The sequence below is a fragment of the Streptomyces sp. NPDC088554 genome, from assembly GCF_044752945.1.
Lineage (GTDB): Bacteria > Actinomycetota > Actinomycetes > Streptomycetales > Streptomycetaceae > Streptomyces.
This window is the reverse complement of the sequence record NZ_JBIVMF010000009.1, coordinates 131,000-153,254: the sequence shown is the minus strand read 5'-3', so window position 1 is coordinate 153,254 and position 22,255 is coordinate 131,000. Positions and strand designations below refer to the sequence as shown.

Here is a 22,255-nt window from a genome sequence, read left to right as displayed (position 1 = left end):
CGCTGTGCCCCCGTCCCCCGACTCCTTACCGCCCCCGCCCACCGGCCGGGACCGCGCCCGGCAGCCGCGCCCGGTCGCGGCCTCCGGCGAGACCGACCGGACCTCCCTCGCCGATACCGATACCGATACCGCCGAACGTCCCGGCACCCCCCGTACGGAGGAGATCGCGGCATGACGACCAGCCCCCGCACCGTGGCGCCCCTGCTCGCCCTCGCCGCGCTCACCACCCTCACCACCCCGGCCGTGGCGGCCACCCCGGACCCGGTCCATGTGGAAGGGCGGCTGCCCTCGGGCGCCACGTACGAGATGGACGTGCCCGCCGCCTGGAACGGCACCGTCCTGCTCTACAGCCACGGATACGCGCCCGGCCCGGCCAACCCCGCCGAGAACACCCCCGACGCCGCCACCAAGCCCCTCCTCCTCGACGGCGGTTACGCGCTCATCGGCTCCTCGTACGCGACCACCGGCTGGGCCGTGACCGACGCCGTGCCCGACCAGCTCGCCACCCTGACCGCCTTCACCGACCGCTTCGGGCCGGCCGCCCGCACCATCGCCTGGGGCCGGTCGTACGGCGGGCTGGTCACCACCGTCCTCGCCGAGCGCCACCCGGAGCGGATCGACGGTTCCGTCTCCCTGTGCGGCCTGGTCCAGGGCGGCGTCGCCAACTGGAACAACACCCTCGACCTCGCCTTCGCCACCAGGACACTCCTCGCGCCCGACTCCGGCATCCCGCTGGTGAACCTCGCGGACCGGACAGCCGCCACCGACGCGGCGAACGCCCTGACGGCCGTGGTCGACGCGGCGCAGACGACGCCCGCCGGACGGGCCCGTACCGCCCTCGCCGCCGCCCTGCACAACATCCCGGTCTGGAACCAGCCCGCGCAGCCCCGGCCCGCCCCGGCCGACTGGGAGGCACACCAGGTCAACCAGTACGTCGCCGTCAAGGGCCTGCTGAAGATCGCCGCCTTCGACCGGCGCCAGGAGGCCGAGAGCCGGGCCGGTGGCAACATGTCCTGGAACACCGGCGTCGACTACGCGCGGCTGCTCGGCCGCTCCTCCACCCGTAAGGAGGTCGCCGCGCTGTACCGGAAGGCCGGGCTGTCCCTGCAGACCGACCTCGCCGCCCTGAACCGCGCCCCCCGGATCAGCCCCGATCCGGACGCCGTCGCGTGGATGAGCCGCACCAGCTCCTTCACCGGGAAGCTGGTCAAGCCCCAGCTCTCGGTCCACACCATCGGCGACGCCCTCGTCCCGGCGCAGACCGAGAGCGCCCTGCGCCGGGCCGTCACCGCCGCCGGATCCTCGCCCCTGCTGCGTCAGGCGTACGTCGACAACGCGGGCCACTGCACCTTCAGCGCCGCCGAGCAGCTCGCCGCGCTGCACACCCTGGAGGACCGCCTCACCACCGGCCGCTGGCGGGGAACGGACCCCCGGTCGCTCAACTCCCGCGCCACCGCGGCCGATCCGACGACGGCCGCCCGCTACGTCGGCCACCGGCCCACCCCGTACCTCCGCCCGTACGACCTCGCCCACCCCGCCGACGGCCGGTGATCCGGCCACGGCCTTGAGGCCGGTGCCGGTACGGAGGCGGCGCACCGTCCCCGTACCGGCACCGGCCTTCTCCGCACCGGCACCGGGGGGACGCGCGTGTGCGCCCCGCGCCCCCGTCCGACGGCGCCGCGCCCCCACGCCTCCCGGCGGCCCCGGGTCCCCCCGCCACCGGGGGACCGCGCACCCCCCATGCATCGGTGCCCCCGCCCGCGCGCGTCCGCAGCCGGCCCCCCGACTCCCTAGTCTCGGCCTGGACTCGGGCATTCCGAGGGCATGCCAGGGGCATAGGCCCCTGTCAGGCCCCACCAGCCGCGCCGACCTCGGGGAGGGGCACGTGCCCAGCACCGCCAGCACCACCGCCAGCGCCATCACCGGCAGCGCCGGTCACCACATCGGACACCACGCGGCCACGCGGGACGCGGATGTCGTCATCGTCGGGGCGGGGATAGCGGGGCTGTCCGCCGCCCACCACCTGACCAGCGCGGGCGTCTCCGTCAGCGTCCTGGAGGCCGCCCCCCGGATCGGCGGGCGCATGGCCACCGACGAGGTCGACGGCTTCCGGCTGGACCGTGGTGGCCGGCTGCTCACCACGTCGTACCCCGAGTTGCTCCGTACGCCGGGGCTCGAAGGCGCCGCCTTCCGGATGTTCTCGCCGGGGGTGCTCGTGCACAGCGACGGCCGGAACTACCGGACCGGCGCCGTGGGGAGCGCGCGGAGCGCACTCACGGTTGCGCGCGCCCTGGCGAGCGCCCCCCGGCCACCGCTCGGCGGGGCGGTCGACCAGGCCCGGCTGAGCGCGGCACTGGGCCGTCTCGCGGCGACGCCGACCACCCGGCTGCTGGCCAGGCCGGAACGGAGCGCCCGGGAGGCCCTCGCGGGCCGGGGGCTGCCCGCCCGTACCGTCAGCGGCTTCGTCCGGCCGCTGCTGTCCGCGCTGCTCTGCGACCCGGATCTCACCACCTCCAGCCGGTGCGCGGATCTGGCGCTGCGGGCGTTCGCCCGGGGGCGGCTGTGCGTCACGGCGGGCGGCGCCTCGACGCTGCCGGAGCTGCTGGCGGCGACGCTGCCGGCGGGCACCGTGGTGACGGACGTGTGGGTCACCGACGCGTCGATCAACAGCGTCACCACCAAGGAGCACGGCGAGATCGGCTGCCGCTCGCTGGTGCTGGCGACCGGGGCGCGGGCCGCCGCCGAGTTACTGCCGGGGTTACGCGTACCGGGGTTCCACCCGGTGACCGTCCTGCACCACACCGCGCCCGCTCCCCCGCTCGCCGATCCCGCGCTGCTGCTGGACGCGGACCGCGGCGGCCCGGTCGCGCACACGGCGGTGATGAGCCTGGTCGACCCCTCGCGCGCGCCGGACGGCCGCGTACTGATCACGTCGACGGTGCTCGGGACCCCGCCCCCGGCCGGTGAGCTGGACACCGAGGTACGCGCGCATCTCGCGCGGCTGTACGGGACGCCCACCGACGAGTGGGAGCTGCTGGCCGTCCACCACGACCCGGAGGCGGTGCCCGCCATGGCCCCGCCGTACGACCTGCGTCGCCCGGTCCGGCTGCTCTCCGGGCTGTACGTGTGCGGCGACCACCGGGACACCAACACGGTCCAGGGGGCGCTGTTCTCGGGCCGCCGCGCCGCCCACGCGATCCTGCGCGATCTGGGCGTACGACCGGCGTACGAACCGATGCCGCTGTCCGCCGTGGCGTAGCCACCGCGACCCGCAGCTCCGGTCCCGTCCGGGTGTCGACCTCCCCCGGACGGGACCGGCTCAACCACGGCGGCGCTCAGCCGAGCGCGGCGACCCGCTCGCGGTAGTTCCGTACGGCCACCGCGTCCCGGTAGGGCTCGAGCCGCCGCTCGAAGTCCCGTACGTAGTCGACGGCGCGCGCCGACCGCATCTGCGTGGCCTGCTGCGCGGCCTCCGCCCCCAGCAGACACGCCTGGTCCAGCTCGCCGAGGCCCAGCCGGCCGCAGGCGAGCACGACCCGACAGAAGAGCCGGCTGCGCGCGTACACGGGCGACCGCTGCTGGAGCGAGCGTTCGGCGTGCTGGACGGAGGCGCGGTGCTGCTGGAGGTCGCGGTAGCAGTGCGCGAACTCGTCCGCGAGCTGTGCCTCGTCGAAGGACCGCACCCAGTGCGGCACCTCGTCACCGGGTCTGGCGGCCTCCAGAGCGCGTTCGGCCCGTACCAGCGAGGAGGCGCACGCCCGCGCGTCGGCGAGCACGCCGTGGCCCCGGGCCTCGGCGGAGTGCAGCAGCGCCTGGACGGCCGGTGGCGCGGACGCCCCGATGCCCTGCTGGGCGACGCGCGCGAGCTGGACCGCCTCCCGGCCGTGGCCGAGGTAGACGGCCTGCCTGCTCATGGTGGTCAGCACGTACGAGCCGTACGCCCGGTCCCCGGCGGCCTGGGAGAGCCGCAGCGCCTGGACGAAGTAGCGCTGGGCGAGGCCGTGGGCCGCGATGTCGTACGAGGTCCAGCCCGCCAGCCGGGTCAGATCGGCGGCGGCCGCGAAGAGACGGCGGCCGGTGGCCTCCCCGTACCTGCCGCGCAGCATCGGCTCGGCCTCGTGTTCGAGGTAGCGGACGAGGGCCTGGCGGGCATGGCCGCCGCCGTAGGCGTGGTCGAGGGTGCGGAAGAGGTCGCCGACGGAGCGCAGCGCGTCGACATCGCCCGGAGTGACCTTCTGGCCGACGGCCCGCTCGGTGCTCTCGGTACGTTCGGGGTGGTCGGTGCGCTGCCGGGGGACGGCGAGGGCGGTGGCCCCGCCCTGGGCGGGCACGCGGCCGGCCGGGAGCGGCCCCGGGGGGCCGGGGACGGCGGGACGGGGGTGGCCGACGCGCTCGTCGGGACGCCCGATCAGCCAGTCCCTGCTCGGGACGACCAGCCCCGCCGGGGTGAACGCGATCTTCCGCAGCTCGTTGTGGCTGCCGGAGTCCTTGCGCCACAGACCGCTGACGATATCGACGGCCTCCTCGGGGGTGGCCGCGAATTCGAGACCCGCGTAGACCGGCGCGCAGGCGTCGAGTCCCAGATCCTGCGCGGAGAGCCGACGGCCGAGCCGGCGCGTGAAGACCTCCGCGATCAGTGCGGGCGTGGTGCCGCGCGGCTGCTGGCCACGGAGCCAGCGGGTCACCGACGTTTTGTCGTACCGCAGATCGAGGCCGTGCTCCAGGCCGAGCTGATCCACCCGGCGGGCGAGACCTGCGTGGGAGAATCCGGCTTCTGCGATGAGCGCGGCGAGCTGGCGGTTGGGGATGCGCTGCGGAGGTCGTTCCGACATCAGCTGTACGGTCTCCTGCCTTCCGGGCCCGGAAGCAGCCCTCATCGAACGGCGCGAATTTAGTAGCCCCGGCCGCCTTCATCGCCACCTTCGCCCCACATTCATCCGATCGTGTGAGGATCGAAGGCGTTGCTGACGGCTGTACGACCGGAGGGCACCGGGAACACCTGCCCGGCCGCCCCGTGCCCCGCCGCCGTACAGTGGCTGGGGCGCTTCGGGTGCCGGGTGAGAGTTCGAGGGAGGCACTGGCGTGGGTGAGCTGCGGTACGTCCATCTGGGTTTCGGCGCGGAGGCCGTCGAGTACCGGGAGGCATGGCAGGAGCAGCGCCGGGTCCACGCGGCACGCTTCGCCGACGAGATCCCCGACACCTGCCTGCTGCTGGAGCACCCGCCGGTCTACACGGCCGGACGGCGTACGCAGGACAGCGAGCGCCCCCTGGACGGCACCCCGGTCGTCGATGTGGACCGCGGCGGGAAGATCACCTGGCACGGCCCCGGGCAGCTCGTCGGCTACCCGATCCTCAAGCTGCCGCGCCCCGTGGACGTCATCGCGCATCTGCGCCGGCTGGAGGAGGCTCTGATCCGGGTCTGCGCCGACTTCGGCGTCCCGGTCAGCCGGGTCGAGGGCCGGGCGGGGGTGTGGGTGCTCGGCGACCCCGTGGAGCAGCGCCCGCGCCCCGGCGGCGGGCTCTCGCCGGAACCCGGCGGCGGGCTCTCGCCGGACTTCGACCCGAGGCTCCGGGACGAGGCGTTCGATCCCCGGACGGACGAGGAGTTCGACCCCCGGATGAACGGCCCCGAGTACGCCCCGTCCAACGCGGGCCAGCGCCGCGAGGACCGGAAGATCGCCGCCATGGGCATCCGGGTCGCCAAGGGCGTGACCATGCACGGCTTCGCGCTGAACTGCGACCCGGACACCACTTGGTTCGACCGGATCGTGCCGTGCGGGATCCGGGACGCGGGCGTCACCTCGCTCTCGTACGAGCTGGGGCGCCGGGTGACGGTCGCCGAGGTCCTTCCCGTACTGGAGCGGCATCTGCGGGACGTACTGGCGGAGTCGGAGCCCGCGCCGCGCGGAATCGAGCGCGCCATCGCCTAGGGACGGCCGGAGGAATGGGCCGTTCGAAGGAATGCGCCCCTCTGGCCATGGGTTGGCCAGACGTAATGCCACGCAAATAACGGGCGTAATCTGGTGTTCGCCGAAGAATCGAATGCCTCGCCACCAAAGAGAGGTGCCGGACGTGTCCGCTGTCGCACCCGACGGACGCAAGATGCTGCGTCTGGAGGTCCGGAACAGCCAGACCCCCATCGAGCGCAAGCCCGAGTGGATCAAGACCCGGGCGAAAATGGGCCCCGAGTACCAGAAGCTGCAGAAACTCGTGAAGGGCGAGGGACTGCACACGGTCTGCCAGGAGGCCGGCTGTCCCAACATCTTCGAGTGCTGGGAGGACCGCGAGGCGACCTTCCTCATCGGCGGTGAGCAGTGCACCCGGCGCTGTGACTTCTGTCTGATCGACACGGGCAAGCCCGAGGCGCTGGACCGCGACGAGCCGCGCCGGGTGGGCGAGTCCGTCGTCACGATGGACCTGAACTACGCCACGATCACCGGGGTCGCCCGCGACGACCTGGAGGACGGCGGCGCCTGGCTGTACGCGGAGACCGTGCGCCAGATCCACGCCCTGACGGCGGCCCGGGAGAGCGGCCACACCAAGGTCGAGCTGCTGATCCCCGACTTCAACGCGGTGCCCGAGCAGCTGGCCGAGGTCTTCTCGTCCCGGCCCGAGGTGCTGGCGCACAACGTCGAGACGGTGCCGCGCATCTTCAAGCGGATCCGCCCCGGCTTCCGGTTCGAGCGCTCCCTCGAAGTGATCACGCGCGCCCGCGAGGCGGGTCTCATCACCAAGTCCAACCTCATCCTCGGCATGGGCGAGGAGCGCGCGGAGGTCAGTGACGCACTGCGGCAGCTGCACGACGCCGGGTGCGAGCTGATCACGATCACGCAGTACCTGCGGCCGTCGCCGCGCCACCACCCGGTCGAGCGCTGGGTGAAGCCGCACGAGTTCGTGGAGCTCCAGGAGGAGGCCGAGCAGATCGGCTACTCCGGTGTGATGTCGGGGCCGCTGGTGCGCTCCTCGTACCGCGCGGGCCGGCTGTTCCAGCAGGCGAGCGAGCGACGCGGGGCGGTGGCGACCCCTTCGGCGTAGCGGTGACACGCGCCGGGTGACACACGCGGGGTCCGTGTACATCCGGGCGCGGATGGCATGTGAACCCGGACACAAGCTACTACCCACAAGTAACAACATCGCGCACGGCGGCCCCTGCGGTCTCCCCAGGTCGGGGCGGACGTACGGGCCGCCGCGGCGTTCTCGGGGGCTTTTCCGGGTCCGCGCCAGGGCTTCATTCACGTTTGACCGGTCGGTCACGCGCTGGTAACACCGGGGAGTGACCCTGGATTCACGCACCGCGCACACGCGCTCACGCCATCACCTCTCCGAGGGGACCGCCACCATGCAGGTCGCGCCGGTACGACCCGTAGCCCCGTCCACGCCCACCCTGCCGTCCCTTTCCGACGCGCTGCGCGCCATGGAGCTCCTGCTCCTCGGCAGCGGCCAGCGCACGGCCCGCCGCAACGCCTGGACGGCCGTCCTGGAGGACCGCCGCCGGGCCAAGGACCGGGTCGAGGCGCAGCACGTACTGGAGGCGGTGTCGAACGCCACTTCCCACGCCACGTAAACTTCTGGGTATGGCGAGGAAGGAAAACGCAGACACTGCTGCGAACCCGGGGCGACTGAAGCAGATCGCCCTTACCTACAAGATGACCCGGAAAGCCGACTCAAAGGTCGGTCTTGTCCTCGCGGGCGTGGGAATCGTCACCTTCGGTGTCTTCCTCGCGATCGGTTTCTTGATCAACCACCCGATCTATCTGGGCATTCTGGGATTCATCCTGGCGTTCCTCGCGATGGCGATCGTTTTCGGCCGCCGCGCCGAGCGTGCCGCGTTCGGGCAGATGGAGGGCCGGCCCGGCGCTGCCGCGGCCGTCCTGGAGAACGTGGGCCGAGGCTGGACCACCACCCCCGCGGTGGCGATGAACCGCAGCCAGGACGTCGTCCACCGGGCCGTCGGCAAGGCGGGCATCGTGCTGGTCGGCGAGGGCAACCCGAACCGGGTGAAGGGCCTGCTCGCGGCGGAGAAGAAGCGGATGGCGCGCATCGTCGTGGATGTGCCGGTGCACGACATCATCGTCGGCGACGGCGAGGGCCAGGTCCCGCTGAAGAAGGTCCGCACGACCATGCTGAAGCTCCCCAGGGTGCTGGCGGGCCCGCAGGTGACGGCCGCCAACGACCGGCTGCGGGCGATGGGGGACCTGATGAGCAATATGCCACTGCCCAAGGGGCCCATGCCCAAGGGGATGCGGATGCCGCGCGGCGGAAAGATGCGCTGACGCTTTCGTATCGGCGACATATACGCGAAGAGGGCGGTCCGGAACGCGAAGTTCCGGACCGCCCTCTCTACGTACCGGCGACTTACCGACGTACCGACGCCCTGGAGATACGTTCCTCAGATCCGCACCTGTACGGCGCGGGCCAGCCGGTCGTGGAGTCCACGTCCGTCGCGGTCCCAGACCAGGGCCGGGATGGCCAGGCAGAGCAGCGCGCTGCGGACGAGGGCACGGCCCGGACCGATCCGCGCGCCGCTCTCGGCGATGACCCGCAGGCCGAACAGTCGCTTGCCGGGGGTGAAGCCGACCGTACCGACGGTGAGTACGCTCAGGACGAACAGAACGCCGAGCGCCCAGTTGCCCGAAGCCTGCCGGTCACCCTGCGCCAGCAGTCCGTATGCGATCAGCATGCAGAGCGCCCAGTCGGTGAACAGAGCCCCGAAACGCCGTCCGAGCGGGGCGACGGAGCCGGGTCCGTGCTCCGGCAGACCCAGCCGTTCACCCCGGTAGCCGAAGTCGACACCCATCTGCTCGGCGGCCGCGCGCGGCCCGGAGAGCCAGGATCCGATTGCTTGCCTGTTATCCACCCGTCCACGGTACTGCGCGCCCTCCCGGCCGCCGGGAACGGGGGGTACGGGAGAGTCCCACGGGGCGCCGGGGCGGGCCATGGCTGGTTAACTTCAACGAAACAAATGGGTCATGCTGGAGAAATCCCGGAAACCTATGGTCGGGTCCAGCGTGTGCCACCGCACTGGCCGCACGACCGATAACCCCCGCCCCTGCCCGGGACGGGAGGAGGAGGAGCTGGATGTTCCAGAACGCCGACGACGTCAAGAAGTACATCGCGGATGAGGACGTGAAGTTCGTCGACGTCCGCTTCTGTGACCTTCCGGGCGTGATGCAGCACTTCACAATCCCGGCGAAGGCGTTCGACCCGGACGAGGAGCTGGCCTTCGACGGCTCGTCCATCCGTGGTTTCCAGGCCATCCACGAGTCGGACATGGCGCTGCGCGCGGACCTCTCGACCGCCAGGGTCGACCCCTTCCGCCGCGACAAGACCGTGAACATCAACTTCTTCATCCACGACCCGATCACGGGCGAGCAGTACAGCCGCGACCCGCGCAACATCGCCAAGAAGGCCGAGGCGTACCTCGCCTCCACCGGCATCGCGGACACCGCGTACTTCGGCCCCGAGGCCGAGTTCTACGTCTTCGACAGCGTGCGTTTCAACACCGCCGCCAACGAGGGCTTCTACCACATCGACTCCGAGGCCGGCGCCTGGAACACGGGCTCCACCGAGGACAACCGCGGCTACAAGGTCCGTTACAAGGGCGGGTACTTCCCGACCCCGCCGGTCGACCACTTCGCGGACCTGCGCGCCGAGATCTCCCTGGAGCTGGAGGCTTCCGGCCTCCAGGTCGAGCGCCAGCACCACGAGGTCGGCACCGCCGGCCAGGCCGAGATCAACTACAAGTTCAACACGCTGCTCGCCGCGGCCGACGACCTGATGCTCTTCAAGTACATCGTGAAGAACGTCGCCTGGCGCAACGGCAAGACCGCGACCTTCATGCCCAAGCCGATCTTCGGTGACAACGGCTCCGGTATGCACGTCCACCAGTCGCTGTGGCAGGGCGGCGTCCCGCTCTTCTACGACGAGCAGGGCTACGCGGGCCTCTCGGACACCGCCCGCTACTACATCGGCGGCATCCTCAAGCACGCCCCGTCGCTGCTGGCCTTCACCAACCCGACGGTGAACTCGTACCACCGCCTGGTCCCCGGCTTCGAGGCCCCGGTCAACATGGTCTACTCCCAGCGCAACCGCTCCGCCGCGATGCGCATCCCGATCACGGGCTCCAACCCGAAGGCCAAGCGCGTCGAGTTCCGCGCCCCGGACCCGTCCTCGAACCCGTACCTCGCCTTCTCCGCGCTCCTCCTCGCGGGCCTCGACGGCATCAAGAACAAGATCGAGCCGGCCGAGCCCATCGACAAGGACCTCTACGAGCTGGCCCCCGAGGAGCACGCGAGCGTCCCCCAGGTCCCGACCTCCCTCCCGGCGGTCCTGACCGCGCTGGAGGAGGACAACGAGTACCTCCAGGTCGGCGGCGTCTTCACGTCCGACCTGATCGAGACCTGGATCGACTACAAGCGCACCAAGGAAATCGCCCCCATCCAGCTGCGCCCGCACCCGCACGAGTTCGAGCTGTACTTCGACATCTAGGAAGTGCGCAGGGCGCCCGTCGCCCTGGACTCTCCGGCATCGCGAGTCCCCGCCCCCGGCAACGAGGGCGGGGACTCGCGCGTTTCCGGTGTCCTTACGACCAGCGGATGTCCGGGGCGCTCTCGGCTACGGGCGCGGCGGGGGGTAGGGGATTTCGGACAGGGCCGGGATGAGGGTTTCCTCCTCGTAGTCGAGGTGGGCCGTCAGCGCTGTGGAGAGGCGGGCGAGTTCGGTACGGAAGTGATCGGGATCGGTGGTGGGAAGGGCGTCCAGGAGCGCCAGGAGGTCTCCCTTGAGGCGCGCGACGGTGCGGTGTTCCTCGGCCAGGCGGGTCAGCGCGTCGCGGAGGTGGGGGTGGTGGGCGGCCAGGGACGGGAAGACGTGGGCGTCCTCGCCGGTGTGGTGGAAGGTCAGGGAGTCGCAGAAGGCCAGGCAGTGCTGGCGGATCTGGAGGCCGAGGGCGGGCGGTGTGCCGGGGGTCGCGGCGGCGAGGTGGGCGTCGGTCTCGGCGCGGACGTGGCCGAGCTGGGCGCGGAGCCAGGTGTGGACCTCGACGAGTTTGCCGGCGAGGGTGGTGACCTCGCGGCGGTTCTCCGGGGTGTCCTCGGGTCCGGAGCGCTCCAGGACCACGACGGGCAGGGTGCGGGTGGTCCGCGTCTGGTAGTCGGCGTACCCGGGCGCGACCCGTACGACCCGCTCGAAGAGCTGGTCGCGGCGGGCGCCCTCGGCGGGGACGGCGATGGCGCCGAAGGTGTCGGTGCCGATCTCGACGCGCACCATGGGGTGGGCGAGCACATTGTGGTACCAGGCGGGGTGGTGCGGCGAGCCGCCCGCCGACGCCACGGTCAGGAGGTGGCCGTCGGCGCGGACGTAACCGAGCGGGACGGTGTGCTCCGCTCCCGATTTCGCTCCGGTGGAGGTCAGCAGCAGGAGGTCGCCACCCTCGAAGGGGCCGCCGACCTTTCCGCCGTTGGCCCGGAACTCCTCGATGACGGACTGGTTGAAAGACATGGGCATACGGTGTGAAATCTCCGGATAAAGGGTGGTGCCGAGCGCGCACGAGCCCTCGTCGGGACTCGTCGGGGAGGGGACACCCAGCCGTCCGCAGAGCTGTGGCGCGGGGCGCCGTCGGGGACGTACGAGAGGTGCGCGAGGGGCGACGTGCGCGGGCTGCGGCGCTTACGTCGGGTGCGTCAGACGCGAGGTGCGGAGTATGAACTCATGGCATCGTCCCTCGGATAAAAGGTGCCGCCCGGTCACCGGCCTGCCCACTGCTCTGTGGCCGGTACCACGTACACGGGCCCATTACAGCCGACCCCACTCCGCTCTGTCAACGAGAGCGGCCGACCGGCCCCGGTACGCCCGAATGGCCTCACGGGCTGCGGCCGGGCCGCGTACATGGTCGGATCGGTCCATCGTGTGAAGGAGGCCGCCATGCTGTCCATCGCGCGCCTGCACGCCTTCGAGATCCTCGATTCCCGGGCCCGGCCGACCCTCGCCGTCACCCTGGAGGCCGACAGCGGGCTGCGGGTACGGGTCGACGTACCGTCCGGAACGGCCGGTGGGGCGGGCGAGGCCGTCGAGCTGCGCGACGGGGACGAGGAGCGTTACGGCGGGCAGGGGGTGCGGCGGGCCGTCGCCCATGTCAACGGCCGGATCGCGCAGACCCTGACCGGGCAGCGCTTCTCCTCGCTCGAAGAGCTGGACGGCGCCCTGATCGATATGGACGGCACGCCCGACAAGTCCCGGCTGGGCGCGAACGCGATCATCGGGGTCTCGCTCGCCGCGGCCCGTACGGAGGCCGCGCAGTACGACCGGGAGCCGTGGCAGCACATCGCCGCCATGGTCGGCGCGGACCCGCTGCTGCCGGTGCCGCACTTCACCGTTCTGGGAGGCGGTACGGAACCCGGGGGACCCGGTCCCGGTTTCCGGGAGTTCATGGTCGCCCCCGTCGGCGCCCCCGGTCTGTCGGACGCCGTGCGCGCGGGCGCCGAGATCCACGAGCGGCTGGCGGCCCGGCTCGCCGCGGCCGGGCGCAGCACCGGGCTGGGCGACGAGGGCGGTTTCGCGCCCGCCGCCGACCGCCCCGAGGAGGTGCTGCGGGAGCTGATGGCCGCCATCACGGACACCGGATACACCCCCGGCCTCGACGGTGTGGCGCTCGCGCTGGCCCCCGCCGCGAACGGCTTCCGTACGCCGGACGACCGGTATCGCGTCGCGGGCGAGGAACTGACCACCGACCAGCTCATCGACCGGTACGAGGAGATCATCGGCCGCTTCCCCGTGCGGTCCATCGAGGACGCTCTCGGCGAGGACGACTGGGCGGGCTGGGAGCGGCTGACCGCACGGCTGGGCGACCGCGTCCAGCTCGTGGGCGACGACCTGTTCGCCACCCGTCCGGCGACCATCGCGGAGGCGATCGGGCGGGGCGTCGGGAACTCCGCGCTGATCAAGGTGAACCGGATCGGCACCGTCACGGAGACCCTGGCCGCCATCGGGGTCTGCCGGGGCGCCGGTTACACCCAGATGGTCTCCTGCCACGCGGGCGAGACCGACGACACGTTCATCGCCGACCTCGTCGTCGGCGCGGGCTGCGGCCGGCTCAAGTCGGGCGCACCGGCCCGCGGTGAGCATGTCGCCAAGTACAACCGGCTCCTCGAAATCGCCGACGGCCGCCCCGAACTGCCCTTCGGCCTGGCGGTACCCACCTCTTGACGAGCGGTCACGTCCACAGGACGCCCGCCAGCGTCACCCCCAGGAAGACCGCCCCCAACCCCGCCGCCACGCTCGCGACCACGTTGACCACCGCGTAGAGCTTCGCGCCGTCCTCGGCCAGCCGCAGCGTCTCGTAACTGAAGGTGGAGTACGTCGTCAACGCGCCGCACAGCCCCGTCCCCAGCAGCAGCCGCGCCCCCGAGCCCGCCGCGCCCGCCGAGATCGCGCCGGTGAGCAGCCCCAGGATCAGACAGCCCACCACGTTGACGGTGAACGTCCCCCAGGGGAAGACGGAGTCGTGCCTGCGCTGGACCGACCGGTCGGTGAGATAGCGCAGCGGGGCGCCGACCGACGCGCCGAGGATCACCAGCAGCCAGTTCATCCCGCCTCCCCCCGGCCGCCCTCGGCACCACGTCCCACGTACCGGATCACCTCGCAGCCGTCCAGGATCACCAGCCCCTCGGTGACCAGTTCGTCGAGCTGCGGCAGGAACGCCCGTACCTGCTCCTCGGTGTCCACGATCACGACCGCCACCGGCAGGTCCTCGCTCAGCGACAGCAGCCGCTGGGTGTGGATCAGTGACGACGCGCCGAAGCCCTCGATCCCCCGGAAGACGCTCGCGCCCGCGAGGCCGGCCCGGTGGGCGCGGTGCACGATCTCCGTGTAGACGGGTCTGTGGTGCCACAGATCGGTCTCCCCGACGAAGATCGTCACGCGCAACGCGGTACCCGTCAGCCTGGTCATGCCTGCCTCCACGCCAGTACGCGGCGTGTCAGCCACACCGCACTCCCTACCGCGGCGAGGGCCGCGATCAGGGTCAGTCCCAGATAGGCCAGTCCCGTACGGACCCGGCCGCCGGTCACCAGTCGCTGGATGTCCAGCGCGTACGACGAGAACGTGGTGAACCCGCCGAGGACCCCCGTGCCGAAGAACGGCCGCACCAGGGGATGCGCCCGCCACAGGTCGGTGAGGACCACCATGAACACGCCGATCACCGCGCATCCGACCGCGTTCACGCCCAGCGTCGTCCAGGGGAAGCCGCCGTCCGCGGTGGGCCACAGGAGGGCGGCGCCGTAACGGGCGCTCGCGCCGATCGCGCCGCCGAGGGCGACCACGGCGAGAACACGCCACTGGTCGGTCCGGCCGGTTCGCCTCGCTTGCTCGGGCATCTCTCTCCTACTCGCAGGGCGCCCGGCTCGGGGCGCGCTTCCTCGCAAGTAGGGACCGTTGGCGGCGGATGCCGCGGTTCGGGTACGGCGGGCCCCACCGCCGTACGGCCGCCCGCGCGGGCCGCCGTACGAACAGGTTAGCCCCGGGTCCGCCGGGTCGGCCAACCGGTGGAGCCGCTGGTGGGGCGGTCGGCGGAGACCCGTTGTCAGTGGTCGCTGGCACCATGACCGCATGAAGACCTGCGACTGGCGTCCGTTCCTTGAGCCATGGAGCGCGGACCGGTCCTGCTCCCCCGACGCGCGGGGGCCGCGGGAGTGGCTCGGCTCCCCCGCCGCCGGGGAGGAGCGGGTCCGTGCGCTGGTGGAGGAGCGGCTCGGGATACCGCTGCCGCGCTTCGCGGTCGAGCGGGGGCGGCTGCACGCCGTCGCGACCGGCCCCGGCGGAGAGCCCCGGTGACCGAGCCGCTGGTCACCGAACGGCTGACGCTGGTGCCGCTCCGGGTCGACCACGCCGAGGAGATGGCGGCCGTCCTGGCCGATCCCGGGCCGCACACCTTCATCGGCGGGAAGCCCTCGACGGTGGAGGAGCTGCGGTCCCGGTACGCCCGGATGGTCGCGGGCTCGACCGTCCCGGCCATCTCCTGGTGCAACTGGGTGATCGCCCTCCGGGAGGAGGATCCGCGGCGGAATCCGGGGCGGAGACCGGAGCGGAGACCGCGCCTCGTCGGTTATGTCCAGGCGACGATCGCCCCGAGGAGGGGCGACGGCCGGCTCGTCGCCGAGGTCGCCTGGGTGGTGGGGACCGAGTGGCAGGGGCGCGGGATCGCCAAGGAGGCCGCGTGGGGGCTGGTGGGGTGGCTGGAGGGCCGGGGGATACGGGCCCTGCGCGCCCATATCCACCCGGACCATCGGGCCTCGGCCGCCGTCGCCAGGTCCCTCGGGCTGGAGCCCACGGAGGAGTGGCACGACGGCGAGGTGCGGTGGCACCGGCAGACCTGATGCCATGCCGGTCGGCCCCGGTCCCTCCACGGGGACCGGGGCCGACCGTCCTGCCTGTCCTGTCCTGTCCGGGCTAGCCGATCAGGGCGCGCACCATGCGGCAGGTGGTGTTGGACGGCGGGTGGATCCCGATCCGGGCCGCCGTGCTCCGTATCCTCCGGTTGCTCGCCTTCTCCGGCAGATACACACCCGCGTCCAGCAGGGCGATGGCCAGACGCATCGCCTTCAGGCGGCGGTTGTGCGTCTCGTACCACTCGCGGGGCAGGCCCGGCGGGAGCGGCCGGCGCTTGAGCGGCGACACTGCCCGCACCCGCTCGGCGGGGTGGACTGTCTTGGCTGTTCTGACTGTCTTGATGGTTTTCGTGGATTTCACGGACGCGGATTTCACGGACTTCGTTGTGATGGTGGCAACGGCCATCGGCGACCTCCCGGCACGGTGGTTGGACCCTCACTAACTCCCTCTATTTTACTGCCCACCACTGACAATCGCCCCTGGCCAGAGCCCATTTACCGGGGGTTCGGCGAGTGTCCGGAGGTACGGTCGGGGGATGGAGATCTGGATCAATCCCGCGTGTTCCAAGTGCCGTGGCGCGTTGACGCTGCTCGACGAGGAGGGGGCCTCGTACACCGTTCGCCGCTATCTGGAGGATGTGCCCTCCGAGGACGAGATCCGGGCCGTGCTGGGCAGGCTCGGACTTGAGCCCTGGGACATCACCCGGACCCAGGAGCCCGCCGCGAAGGAACTGGGGGTCGGGGCGTGGGCCCGGGACGCCGGGGCGCGGGACCGCTGGATCGCCGTGCTCGCGGCGCATCCGAGGCTGATCCAGCGGCCGATCATCACGGCGGACGACGGCACGGCCGTGGTGGCGCGCACCGACGAGGCGGTACGCGACGCCCTCGGCCGGTCACCCTCCGCCACCTGAGCCCGGTCCCAGCGGCGTTCGTCCGCGCCCCCGCCCCGACCGTCAGCAGCGTTCGTCCGCGCCCGCGCCCCGGCCGCCAGCGGCGTTCGTCCGCGCCCGCGCCCCGGCCGCCAGCGGCGTTCGTCCGCGCCCGCGCCCCGGCCGCCAGCGGCGTTCGTCCGCGCCCGCGATCTTGCCGGTGGCCGGCGGCGATGCGTTCCAGGTGTCGATCGCGAGGATCAGCCCCAGCAGCCGGGCCAGTTCCTCCTCGCCGAAGTGGGCAGCGGCCCGGCCGAACACCTCGTCGGGGACTCCGCCGTCGGCGATGAGCGTGACGGCTTCCGTCCGCGCGAGGGCCGTCTGTTCCTTCTCCGTGAAGAAGCGCCGCGCCTCCCGCCGGGTGGCCGTCATGCGGAGGCGTTCCTCGCTCTCGGCCGCCGCCGCGCGCCGGAGGTGTGCGGGTGCAGGCAGTAGGCGCAGTGGTTGAGCTGCGAGGACCGGGATCTGGACCAGCTCCACCAGCGGTGCCGGGCGCTGCCGCCCGGCTGGCACCGGGGCGGTTGAGTCGGACGGCTTGGTCACACGTATGTAACGGCGCATGCCCCCACCGGCCGCCCCCCTTCACGGCCGGGAACAGGAGCCCCCCATGTCCCGCGGCACATCCCTCGGCAGTCTGAAGAAACTCGCCCTGCTCATCGGCGCCGCCGCGCTGACCGGTGGTACGGCGATGGCGACGGCCGGCACCGGACAGGCGGTCACGGTCCACGACGGGCCGGGACCGGCCGCCGGATCCACCGCCCCCGCCACGATCTCCGGCACCGGCACCGGCACCGGCACCGGCACCGGGAGTGTCCACGGGACCACGCTCGTGGTGGCCGGTGCCGGCACGGTGACCACGGTGACGGCCACCGCCGCGGCCGACCGCGGCGACGTCATCGAGCGGGCCGACCGGGCGGGCCGGACCAGCCGGATCGAGCAGCCCGATCGGGCCGGGGCGGTGGAGCGGAACGGACTGGTCCAGCGCGTCCGCTGACGTCCGCCGGGACCTCCCCCGGGCGCCAACCGGGCCCCCGGATCTCCCCGCGCCACCCCGGCCTCGCCCTGCCCTACCCCGCCGGCTTCGGCCGCGGCGCCGTCCGGGCCTCCGCCTCCGCCTCCGCCTCCGCCTCCGCGAGGATCTCCGTCAGCCGCAGCCCGAACCGTACGTCGCAGGGGTGCGGCTCTCCCGTACGTACGGATTCCAGCAGCGCGTCGATCGCCGTGCCGAACGACGCGACCGGGTCGCCCCAGCCCTCCGGGAGCTGGGCCGTGCCGTGTTCGCCGCGCAGTTCGAGGCCGGTGCCCGCGCTCGCGTGCGGCGCGCTCAGACTCAGGGCCGCGGTGCTGGCCGCCCCGGACACGTGTCGCAGCACGAGATGGGTGAGGTCGGGCTCGCTCCGTACGGCCGTCACCTCCGTCACATCGCCGAGCAGCGGGATGAGCGCGGACAGGGCGTGGGGGCCGACGTCCCACAGTCCACCCTTCTCCCGGCGCCAGGGGGAATCCGCGAACGGGCTGGTCCGCCCGGGGGCGAACAGGCCACCCAGCCAGTACGCGTGCGCCGTGAACCAGCCACCCTTCGCGGCCTGTTCGTCGATCCAGACCGCGGTGTCCGCCGCGAACCTGAGCGTGCAGAAGACCACCGACGCGACCCCGGCCGCAGCCGCCGCGTCCGCCACCGCGCGGGCGTCGGCCACGGTCGTCGCGACCGGTTTGTCCATGATCAGATGGCAGCCCGCAGCCGCCGCGCGGACCGCCAACGGAGCCTGGATATCGGGCGGCAGCGCGAACGCGACGGCGTCGCTCACGGCGAAGAGCGCGTCGAGATCCGCCTCGCCCGCGTACGCGGTGGTGCCGTGAGCGGCGGCGAGCGCGGCGGCCGGCTCGGGCCGCCGTCCCCAGATACCGCTGAACTCGATGCCGGAATGGGCGGCGATGGCCGGGGCGTGGGTGTGTTCCGCCCAGGGACCGGTGCCGAGGAGTGCGATACGTGTCTTGCTCATGACGGCCAGTGTGCCGGGTCGGGGCCGTGTGCGGGATAGCTCGGGAGCACGGGAAAAAGTAGTTTTCCGGCCAACCCGGGTAACACGTGGTTCACAGAGGGGCAACGGCCGGGAAATCACATATTGCGAGGCTACGGGCCAAACCTGCTGCACCCGCAAAGGATGAGGCCCCGTGACCTTCAAGGCTGAGTACATCTGGATCGACGGTACCGAGCCGACCGCGAAGCTGCGCTCGAAGACCAAGATCCTTGAAGACGGCGCCGCGCTGCCGATCTGGGGCTTCGACGGGTCGAGCACCAACCAGGCCGAGGGTCACGCCTCCGACCGGGTGCTGAAGCCGGTCTTCTCCTGTCCCGACCCGATCCGTGGCGGGGACGACATCCTCGTCCTGTGCGAGGTCCTGAACATCGACCTGACGCCGCACGAGTCCAACACCCGTGCGCTGCTGACCGAGGTGGCGGAGAGGTTCACGGCGCAGGAGCCGATCTTCGGCATCGAGCAGGAGTACACCTTCTTCAAGGGCGCCCGTCCGCTCGGCTTCCCCGAGGGCGGCTTCCCGGCCGCGCAGGGCGGCTACTACTGCGGTGTCGGCGCGGACGAGATCTTCGGCCGTGATGTCGTCGAGGCGCACCTCGACAACTGCCTCAAGGCCGGTCTCGGCATCTCCGGCATCAACGCCGAGGTCATGCCGGGCCAGTGGGAGTTCCAGGTCGGCCCGCTCTCCCCGCTGGTCGTCGCCGACCAGCTGTGGATCGCCCGCTGGCTGCTCTACCGCACCGCCGAGGACTTCGGCGTCTCCGCGACGCTGGACCCGAAGCCGGTGAAGGGCGACTGGAACGGCGCGGGCGCGCACACCAACTTCTCGACCAAGGCGATGCGCGAGGGGTACGACGCGATCATCACCGCCTGCGAGTCGCTGGGCGAGGGCTCGAAGCCGCTCGACCACGTCAAGAACTACGGCGCGGGCATCGACGACCGGCTGACCGGGCTGCACGAGACCGCCCCCTGGAACGAGTACAGCTACGGCGTCTCGAACCGCGGCGCCTCGGTCCGTATCCCGTGGCAGGTCGAGCAGGACGGCAAGGGCTACATCGAGGACCGCCGCCCGAACGCCAACGTCGACCCGTACGTGGTGACACGGCTCATCGTCGACACCTGCTGCACGGCGCTGGAGAAGGCCGGACAGGTCTGATCCGCTCGGATCCACAGGGCAGAGCCTGGCCGGACACCGGTCCGGCCGGCAGGGGTACGCGCAGAGGGCGCCCGCGTCACAGCGGTCGCCCTCTTTCGCGTACGGCCTTCCGCGTACGGCTCCGCGTACAGAACCCTTCGCGTACGGTCGGCCCCCTCCGCGTACGGGGGTCCGTACCGGCCATTCGTATCGACTGGTGAAAGAGCCGTACTACATCACCGCCCCATCTGCTTCAATGAGTCCATGGCCAGCTTCCAGCACACCGCGACAGGTCCCAGCGACCTGGAGCCGTTCTGGCCGTCCCGGCAGCATCACGACTTCGACCGGGTGTGTTGCCGCGCGAGGAACGCGTCGGCCCTCTAAAGCCTTCTTCAGGCCTTCGGCCGCCGCGCAGAAGTACGTCCGTCCCGTTCTGCCGACTCGACGACTCTCGACGACTCCTTCGCGCGAAAGAGCTGACCCCCCATGGCGAACTCCCTTTCCCTCTCCGCACCCACCGCCGGCGCCTCCCCCTCCCCCGGCCGTCACCGGCTCCGTGCCGTCGACCGTGACGAGACGGCTCCGGCCGCCGGCCCGGCCGGTTTCGCCATCGGACAGGTCGTCGACTTCCCCTGGCCGGGCGCGACGTGGCTGCCCGCGCCCCAGCACACCCTGCCCTCTCTGCCGGGACAGCCGCCGATGGTCGGCTACTTGGTGCTCGTACCGGCCGACCAGCACGCCGCTGTGCTGGCCGCGTCCACGCCGTATCAGAGTCCGGACCCGAACTCGAATCCGCACCAGAATCCCCACCCCGATCCGACGGACCGTCAGGAGACGGGCGGTGGCGCGGTGTTGGTCGACAATGTCCAGCGGACCGCCGTCGTGGACGGGCGGCAGCTGGATCTCACGTACCTCGAATTCGAGCTGCTCGCCCATCTGGTGGCCCATCCACACCGGGTGCACACCCGCGACCAGCTGGTGACCACGGTCTGGGGCTACGGACATGTGGGCGACGGCCGGACCGTCGACGTCCATGTGGCGCGACTGCGCCGGAAGTTGGGGAAGCAGCACCGCCAGACGATCCAGACCGTGCGGCGGGTCGGGTACAAGTACACCCCCTGAGCAGCCCGGTTGACCCACGGTCCCGCGCCCCGGCTGTCAACAGCCGCGGCGCGGGACCGTGTTGTGCGGATATGCGCATGGATGCGGGGGTCAGGCGCGCGCGGCCTTCACCCGCGCCAGCAGCCCCAGCGCCCCGTCCAGGAGCAGGAACGCCAGCAGGCTGATGCCCAGCAGCGGCAGGAACCAGCCGACCAGCGCCGTGACCGCCGCCAGCGGCAGCAGCCAGGGCAGCGGCACCTTCCGCCAGGCGCCGCGCGGCATCGGCCGGCCCGCGCTCATCCGCCGCTCCTTGGTGGGACGGCGCAGCCACCACATCCGGTAGCCCCAGACGATGAGCAGGATCAGGGAGAGGGCGAGCAGCGCGAGCGCGAGCTGGTTGAAGAGCCCGAGGAAGAGCCCGGAGTGGGCGTCGATGCCGATCCGGGTGAGCTGGGCGAGCACGGGGTGGTCGGCGAAGCGCAGTTCGTCGATGACCTTGCCGGTGGCGGGGTCGACGGCGACCGCGTCGAGACGTACCGGGAACTGCTTGTCGGTCTGCGCGATGACATAGCCGCTGCCCTCGGTCGGGAGGGTCACCGCGATCGGCCCGTCGAGACCGGCCTGCCGGGCGGCGACCACGGCCAGGTCGACGCCGACGTCCATGCCCTTCATGCCCTCCATGTGGTTCATGTCATGCCCGCCGGAACCGCCGGTGTGCTCCTCGTGGCCGCCGGATCCACCGGTGTCGGTGCCGGGTTCCAGTGCGGCGGACACCGTGGGGGTCGCGCTGCCGAGCTGGTCCTTGATGGAGGTGATGTTCTCGCCCGCGTACTTCGACCAGGTCAGACCGGTCGCGGAGAGCAGGACGAGCCCGGTGACCGCCCACAGCCCCAGGGAGCCGTGCAGGGAGAGCGTCCGGCGGCGGCCGGTGGCACCCCGCTCGGGCACGAACAGCGCGCGCCGGGAAGCGCGCCTGCGCCCGGTCCAGAGCAGCAGCCCGCCGAGGGCGACCACCCAGAGCCAGCTGGCGGCGAGCTCGCTGTAGATACGGCCGGGCTCGCCCAGCTGGAGATTGCGGTGGAACTCGGAGAGCCAGGTGCGCAGCGGCAGCGCGCCCGAGCTTCCGTAGCTGACCAGGTCGCCCCGTACCTCCGCCGTGTACGGGTCGACGAAGACGGCCAGGGACTTGGACTCGCCCAGGCCGGGGGCGCTCATCAGGACGCGGGTGGTGGCGCCTTCCTCGTCGGGGAGGCGTACGGAGGTGATGGTGGACTCGGGGTGGGCCTCGCGGGCCGCCCCGAGCTGGTCGGAGAGCGGGAGCACCCGGTCGCCGACGGGGGCGCGCAGCTCGTGGCGGTAGAGGACGTTCTCCGCCTGGTACGAGAGGGCGTAGAGAAACCCGCTGGCGGCGGCCACCAGCAGGAGCGGGGCTATCAGCAGCCCGGCGTAGAAGTGGAGCCGCAGGAGGAGGGGGCGCAGGGCGCTCCCGAGGGAGGGGGCGGGCGCGGGCGCGCCGCCGGATTCGCTGCCCGCCGGCGCGCTGCCGGATTCGCTGCCCGTGGTTTCGGCGGCGTCCGCTGTGGAATCTCCGCCGGTCCCCTGCAGGGGGTCGTCAATGGCCATGGCTGTCCTCGGTTCGGCGTTCGGCATGGGGAGAGGGCCCCAGG

General features: G+C 72.1%; 24 protein-coding genes and 1 pseudogene. 15 read left to right on the top strand and 10 right to left on the bottom strand.

The annotated features are described in order from the left end of the window. The first annotated feature begins 4 nt into the window (after positions 1–4). The 3 genes from ACIP8W_RS13440 to ACIP8W_RS13430 all read left to right on the top strand — a co-directional run bounded on the left by ACIP8W_RS13440 (position 5) and on the right by ACIP8W_RS13430 (position 3,259). Positions 5–175, top strand: coding sequence for a hypothetical protein (locus tag ACIP8W_RS13440; protein ID WP_401954253.1), 171 nt, complete (start codon positions 5–7; stop codon positions 173–175). Then, positions 172–1,551, top strand: a complete 1,380-nt coding sequence (locus ACIP8W_RS13435) for an alpha/beta hydrolase family protein (RefSeq protein WP_402152639.1) — start codon at positions 172–174, stop codon at positions 1,549–1,551. The genes ACIP8W_RS13440 and ACIP8W_RS13435 overlap by 4 nt, the downstream gene beginning before the upstream one ends. Before the next feature lie 367 nt (positions 1,552–1,918). Then, positions 1,919–3,259 (top strand): NAD(P)/FAD-dependent oxidoreductase, encoded by a 1,341-nt coding sequence (locus tag ACIP8W_RS13430; RefSeq protein ID WP_401954572.1) that lies wholly within the window; start codon positions 1,919–1,921, stop codon positions 3,257–3,259. A gap of 76 nt (positions 3,260–3,335) precedes the next feature. Here ACIP8W_RS13430 and ACIP8W_RS13425 read toward each other — a convergent pair whose 3' ends face one another. Continuing rightward, positions 3,336–4,832: a regulator gene (locus ACIP8W_RS13425; RefSeq protein ID WP_401954258.1), complete on the bottom strand. Its 1,497-nt coding sequence runs from the start codon at positions 4,830–4,832 to the stop codon at positions 3,336–3,338. A 250-nt stretch (positions 4,833–5,082) separates the two neighbouring features. Between ACIP8W_RS13425 and lipB the strand changes: the two genes are divergently transcribed. From lipB to ACIP8W_RS13405, 4 genes are all read left to right on the top strand, one after another. Beyond that, entirely contained in the window at positions 5,083–5,931 is an 849-nt protein-coding gene (gene lipB, locus ACIP8W_RS13420) for a lipoyl(octanoyl) transferase LipB (RefSeq protein WP_401954261.1), read from the top strand. Positions 5,932–6,073: 142 nt separating this feature from the next. Beyond that, a complete protein-coding gene (locus tag ACIP8W_RS13415) occupies positions 6,074–7,036 on the top strand; it encodes a lipoyl synthase (RefSeq protein WP_401954263.1) in 963 nt (320 codons plus the stop codon). Between the two features lie 304 nt (positions 7,037–7,340). Further along, a complete protein-coding gene (locus ACIP8W_RS13410; RefSeq protein WP_401954575.1) occupies positions 7,341–7,565 on the top strand; it encodes a hypothetical protein in 225 nt (74 codons plus the stop codon). 10 nt (positions 7,566–7,575) lie between these two features. Then, on the top strand, positions 7,576–8,274 hold the full coding sequence (locus tag ACIP8W_RS13405; protein WP_401954266.1) for a DUF4191 domain-containing protein: 699 nt from the start codon (positions 7,576–7,578) through the stop codon (positions 8,272–8,274). A gap of 116 nt (positions 8,275–8,390) precedes the next feature. Here ACIP8W_RS13405 and ACIP8W_RS13400 read toward each other — a convergent pair whose 3' ends face one another. Beyond that, positions 8,391–8,858 (bottom strand): RDD family protein, encoded by a 468-nt coding sequence (locus tag ACIP8W_RS13400; RefSeq protein ID WP_401954268.1) that lies wholly within the window; start codon positions 8,856–8,858, stop codon positions 8,391–8,393. Positions 8,859–9,079: 221 nt separating this feature from the next. Between ACIP8W_RS13400 and glnA the strand changes: the two genes are divergently transcribed. Beyond that, the gene (glnA, locus tag ACIP8W_RS13395; RefSeq protein ID WP_401954270.1) at positions 9,080–10,489 is read left to right on the top strand and encodes a type I glutamate--ammonia ligase; all 1,410 of its coding nucleotides are present in this window, start codon (positions 9,080–9,082) and stop codon (positions 10,487–10,489) included. A 126-nt stretch (positions 10,490–10,615) separates the two neighbouring features. On the opposite strand, the gene ACIP8W_RS13390 is transcribed toward glnA, so the two are convergent. Next, a complete protein-coding gene (locus tag ACIP8W_RS13390; protein ID WP_401954273.1) occupies positions 10,616–11,506 on the bottom strand; it encodes a nitroreductase/quinone reductase family protein in 891 nt (296 codons plus the stop codon). A gap of 417 nt (positions 11,507–11,923) precedes the next feature. Here ACIP8W_RS13390 and ACIP8W_RS13385 point away from each other — a divergent pair, with 417 nt between their 5' ends. Next, the gene (locus tag ACIP8W_RS13385) at positions 11,924–13,204 is read left to right on the top strand and encodes a phosphopyruvate hydratase (RefSeq protein ID WP_402202995.1); all 1,281 of its coding nucleotides are present in this window, start codon (positions 11,924–11,926) and stop codon (positions 13,202–13,204) included. Between the two features lie 7 nt (positions 13,205–13,211). Here ACIP8W_RS13385 and crcB read toward each other — a convergent pair whose 3' ends face one another. From crcB to ACIP8W_RS13370, 3 genes are read right to left on the bottom strand one after another with little or no spacing between them, the layout of a single operon-like run. Beyond that, positions 13,212–13,586: a fluoride efflux transporter CrcB gene (gene crcB / locus ACIP8W_RS13380; RefSeq protein WP_402151263.1), complete on the bottom strand. Its 375-nt coding sequence runs from the start codon at positions 13,584–13,586 to the stop codon at positions 13,212–13,214. Beyond that, the gene (locus ACIP8W_RS13375) at positions 13,583–13,948 is read right to left on the bottom strand and encodes a DUF190 domain-containing protein (protein ID WP_401954281.1); all 366 of its coding nucleotides are present in this window, start codon (positions 13,946–13,948) and stop codon (positions 13,583–13,585) included. The genes crcB and ACIP8W_RS13375 overlap by 4 nt, the downstream gene beginning before the upstream one ends. Further along, a complete protein-coding gene (locus tag ACIP8W_RS13370; protein ID WP_401954284.1) occupies positions 13,945–14,373 on the bottom strand; it encodes a fluoride efflux transporter FluC in 429 nt (142 codons plus the stop codon). Before ACIP8W_RS13370 ends, ACIP8W_RS13375 begins: the two co-directional genes overlap by 4 nt. A gap of 232 nt (positions 14,374–14,605) precedes the next feature. Here ACIP8W_RS13370 and ACIP8W_RS13365 point away from each other — a divergent pair, with 232 nt between their 5' ends. Further along, positions 14,606–14,830, top strand: coding sequence for a hypothetical protein (locus ACIP8W_RS13365; RefSeq protein ID WP_401954286.1), 225 nt, complete (start codon positions 14,606–14,608; stop codon positions 14,828–14,830). Further along, positions 14,827–15,372, top strand: a complete 546-nt coding sequence (locus tag ACIP8W_RS13360; RefSeq protein WP_402202994.1) for a GNAT family N-acetyltransferase — start codon at positions 14,827–14,829, stop codon at positions 15,370–15,372. The genes ACIP8W_RS13365 and ACIP8W_RS13360 overlap by 4 nt, the downstream gene beginning before the upstream one ends. Before the next feature lie 73 nt (positions 15,373–15,445). Here ACIP8W_RS13360 and ACIP8W_RS13355 read toward each other — a convergent pair whose 3' ends face one another. Then, positions 15,446–15,790, bottom strand: a complete 345-nt coding sequence (locus ACIP8W_RS13355) for a hypothetical protein (RefSeq protein WP_401954291.1) — start codon at positions 15,788–15,790, stop codon at positions 15,446–15,448. 130 nt (positions 15,791–15,920) lie between these two features. Between ACIP8W_RS13355 and ACIP8W_RS13350 the strand changes: the two genes are divergently transcribed. Continuing rightward, complete coding sequence (locus tag ACIP8W_RS13350; RefSeq protein ID WP_401954294.1) at positions 15,921–16,295, top strand: arsenate reductase family protein; 375 nt, start codon at positions 15,921–15,923, stop codon at positions 16,293–16,295. 150 nt (positions 16,296–16,445) lie between these two features. Here the strand turns inward: ACIP8W_RS13350 and ACIP8W_RS13345 are convergent. Next, a pseudogene (locus ACIP8W_RS13345) lies at positions 16,446–16,796 on the bottom strand (carboxymuconolactone decarboxylase family protein); the annotation flags it as partial. 124 nt (positions 16,797–16,920) lie between these two features. On the opposite strand from ACIP8W_RS13345, the gene ACIP8W_RS13340 reads away from it, so the two are divergent. Continuing rightward, positions 16,921–17,307 (top strand): hypothetical protein, encoded by a 387-nt coding sequence (locus ACIP8W_RS13340; protein WP_402202993.1) that lies wholly within the window; start codon positions 16,921–16,923, stop codon positions 17,305–17,307. Between the two features lie 73 nt (positions 17,308–17,380). Here ACIP8W_RS13340 and ACIP8W_RS13335 read toward each other — a convergent pair whose 3' ends face one another. After that, positions 17,381–18,316 (bottom strand): Gfo/Idh/MocA family protein, encoded by a 936-nt coding sequence (locus tag ACIP8W_RS13335; RefSeq protein WP_402202992.1) that lies wholly within the window; start codon positions 18,314–18,316, stop codon positions 17,381–17,383. 172 nt (positions 18,317–18,488) lie between these two features. On the opposite strand from ACIP8W_RS13335, the gene glnII reads away from it, so the two are divergent. Continuing rightward, complete coding sequence (glnII, locus tag ACIP8W_RS13330; protein WP_401954302.1) at positions 18,489–19,508, top strand: glutamine synthetase; 1,020 nt, start codon at positions 18,489–18,491, stop codon at positions 19,506–19,508. Between the two features lie 465 nt (positions 19,509–19,973). Further along, positions 19,974–20,609: a winged helix-turn-helix domain-containing protein gene (locus tag ACIP8W_RS13325; protein WP_402202991.1), complete on the top strand. Its 636-nt coding sequence runs from the start codon at positions 19,974–19,976 to the stop codon at positions 20,607–20,609. A 90-nt stretch (positions 20,610–20,699) separates the two neighbouring features. On the opposite strand, the gene ACIP8W_RS13320 is transcribed toward ACIP8W_RS13325, so the two are convergent. After that, positions 20,700–22,211: a PepSY-associated TM helix domain-containing protein gene (locus tag ACIP8W_RS13320; protein ID WP_402202990.1), complete on the bottom strand. Its 1,512-nt coding sequence runs from the start codon at positions 22,209–22,211 to the stop codon at positions 20,700–20,702. Positions 22,212–22,255 lie beyond the last annotated feature (44 nt).

Coding starts and splice junctions, on each gene's coding strand:
- ACIP8W_RS13435 (WP_402152639.1), top strand. CDS start 172: ATGACGACCAGCCCCCGCACCGTGGCGCCCCTGCTCGCCCTCGCCGCG.
- ACIP8W_RS13425 (WP_401954258.1), bottom strand. CDS start 4,832: ATGTCGGAACGACCTCCGCAGCGCATCCCCAACCGCCAGCTCGCCGCG.
- ACIP8W_RS13410 (WP_401954575.1), top strand. CDS start 7,341: ATGCAGGTCGCGCCGGTACGACCCGTAGCCCCGTCCACGCCCACCCTG.
- ACIP8W_RS13405 (WP_401954266.1), top strand. CDS start 7,576: ATGGCGAGGAAGGAAAACGCAGACACTGCTGCGAACCCGGGGCGACTG.
- glnA (WP_401954270.1), top strand. CDS start 9,080: ATGTTCCAGAACGCCGACGACGTCAAGAAGTACATCGCGGATGAGGAC.
- ACIP8W_RS13390 (WP_401954273.1), bottom strand. CDS start 11,506: ATGCCCATGTCTTTCAACCAGTCCGTCATCGAGGAGTTCCGGGCCAAC.
- ACIP8W_RS13385 (WP_402202995.1), top strand. CDS start 11,924: ATGCTGTCCATCGCGCGCCTGCACGCCTTCGAGATCCTCGATTCCCGG.
- crcB (WP_402151263.1), bottom strand. CDS start 13,586: ATGAACTGGCTGCTGGTGATCCTCGGCGCGTCGGTCGGCGCCCCGCTG.
- ACIP8W_RS13375 (WP_401954281.1), bottom strand. CDS start 13,948: ATGACCAGGCTGACGGGTACCGCGTTGCGCGTGACGATCTTCGTCGGG.
- ACIP8W_RS13370 (WP_401954284.1), bottom strand. CDS start 14,373: ATGCCCGAGCAAGCGAGGCGAACCGGCCGGACCGACCAGTGGCGTGTT.
- ACIP8W_RS13365 (WP_401954286.1), top strand. CDS start 14,606: ATGAAGACCTGCGACTGGCGTCCGTTCCTTGAGCCATGGAGCGCGGAC.
- ACIP8W_RS13355 (WP_401954291.1), bottom strand. CDS start 15,790: ATGGCCGTTGCCACCATCACAACGAAGTCCGTGAAATCCGCGTCCGTG.
- ACIP8W_RS13350 (WP_401954294.1), top strand. CDS start 15,921: ATGGAGATCTGGATCAATCCCGCGTGTTCCAAGTGCCGTGGCGCGTTG.
- ACIP8W_RS13340 (WP_402202993.1), top strand. CDS start 16,921: ATGTCCCGCGGCACATCCCTCGGCAGTCTGAAGAAACTCGCCCTGCTC.
- ACIP8W_RS13335 (WP_402202992.1), bottom strand. CDS start 18,316: ATGAGCAAGACACGTATCGCACTCCTCGGCACCGGTCCCTGGGCGGAA.
- ACIP8W_RS13325 (WP_402202991.1), top strand. CDS start 19,974: ATGGCGAACTCCCTTTCCCTCTCCGCACCCACCGCCGGCGCCTCCCCC.
- ACIP8W_RS13320 (WP_402202990.1), bottom strand. CDS start 22,211: ATGGCCATTGACGACCCCCTGCAGGGGACCGGCGGAGATTCCACAGCG.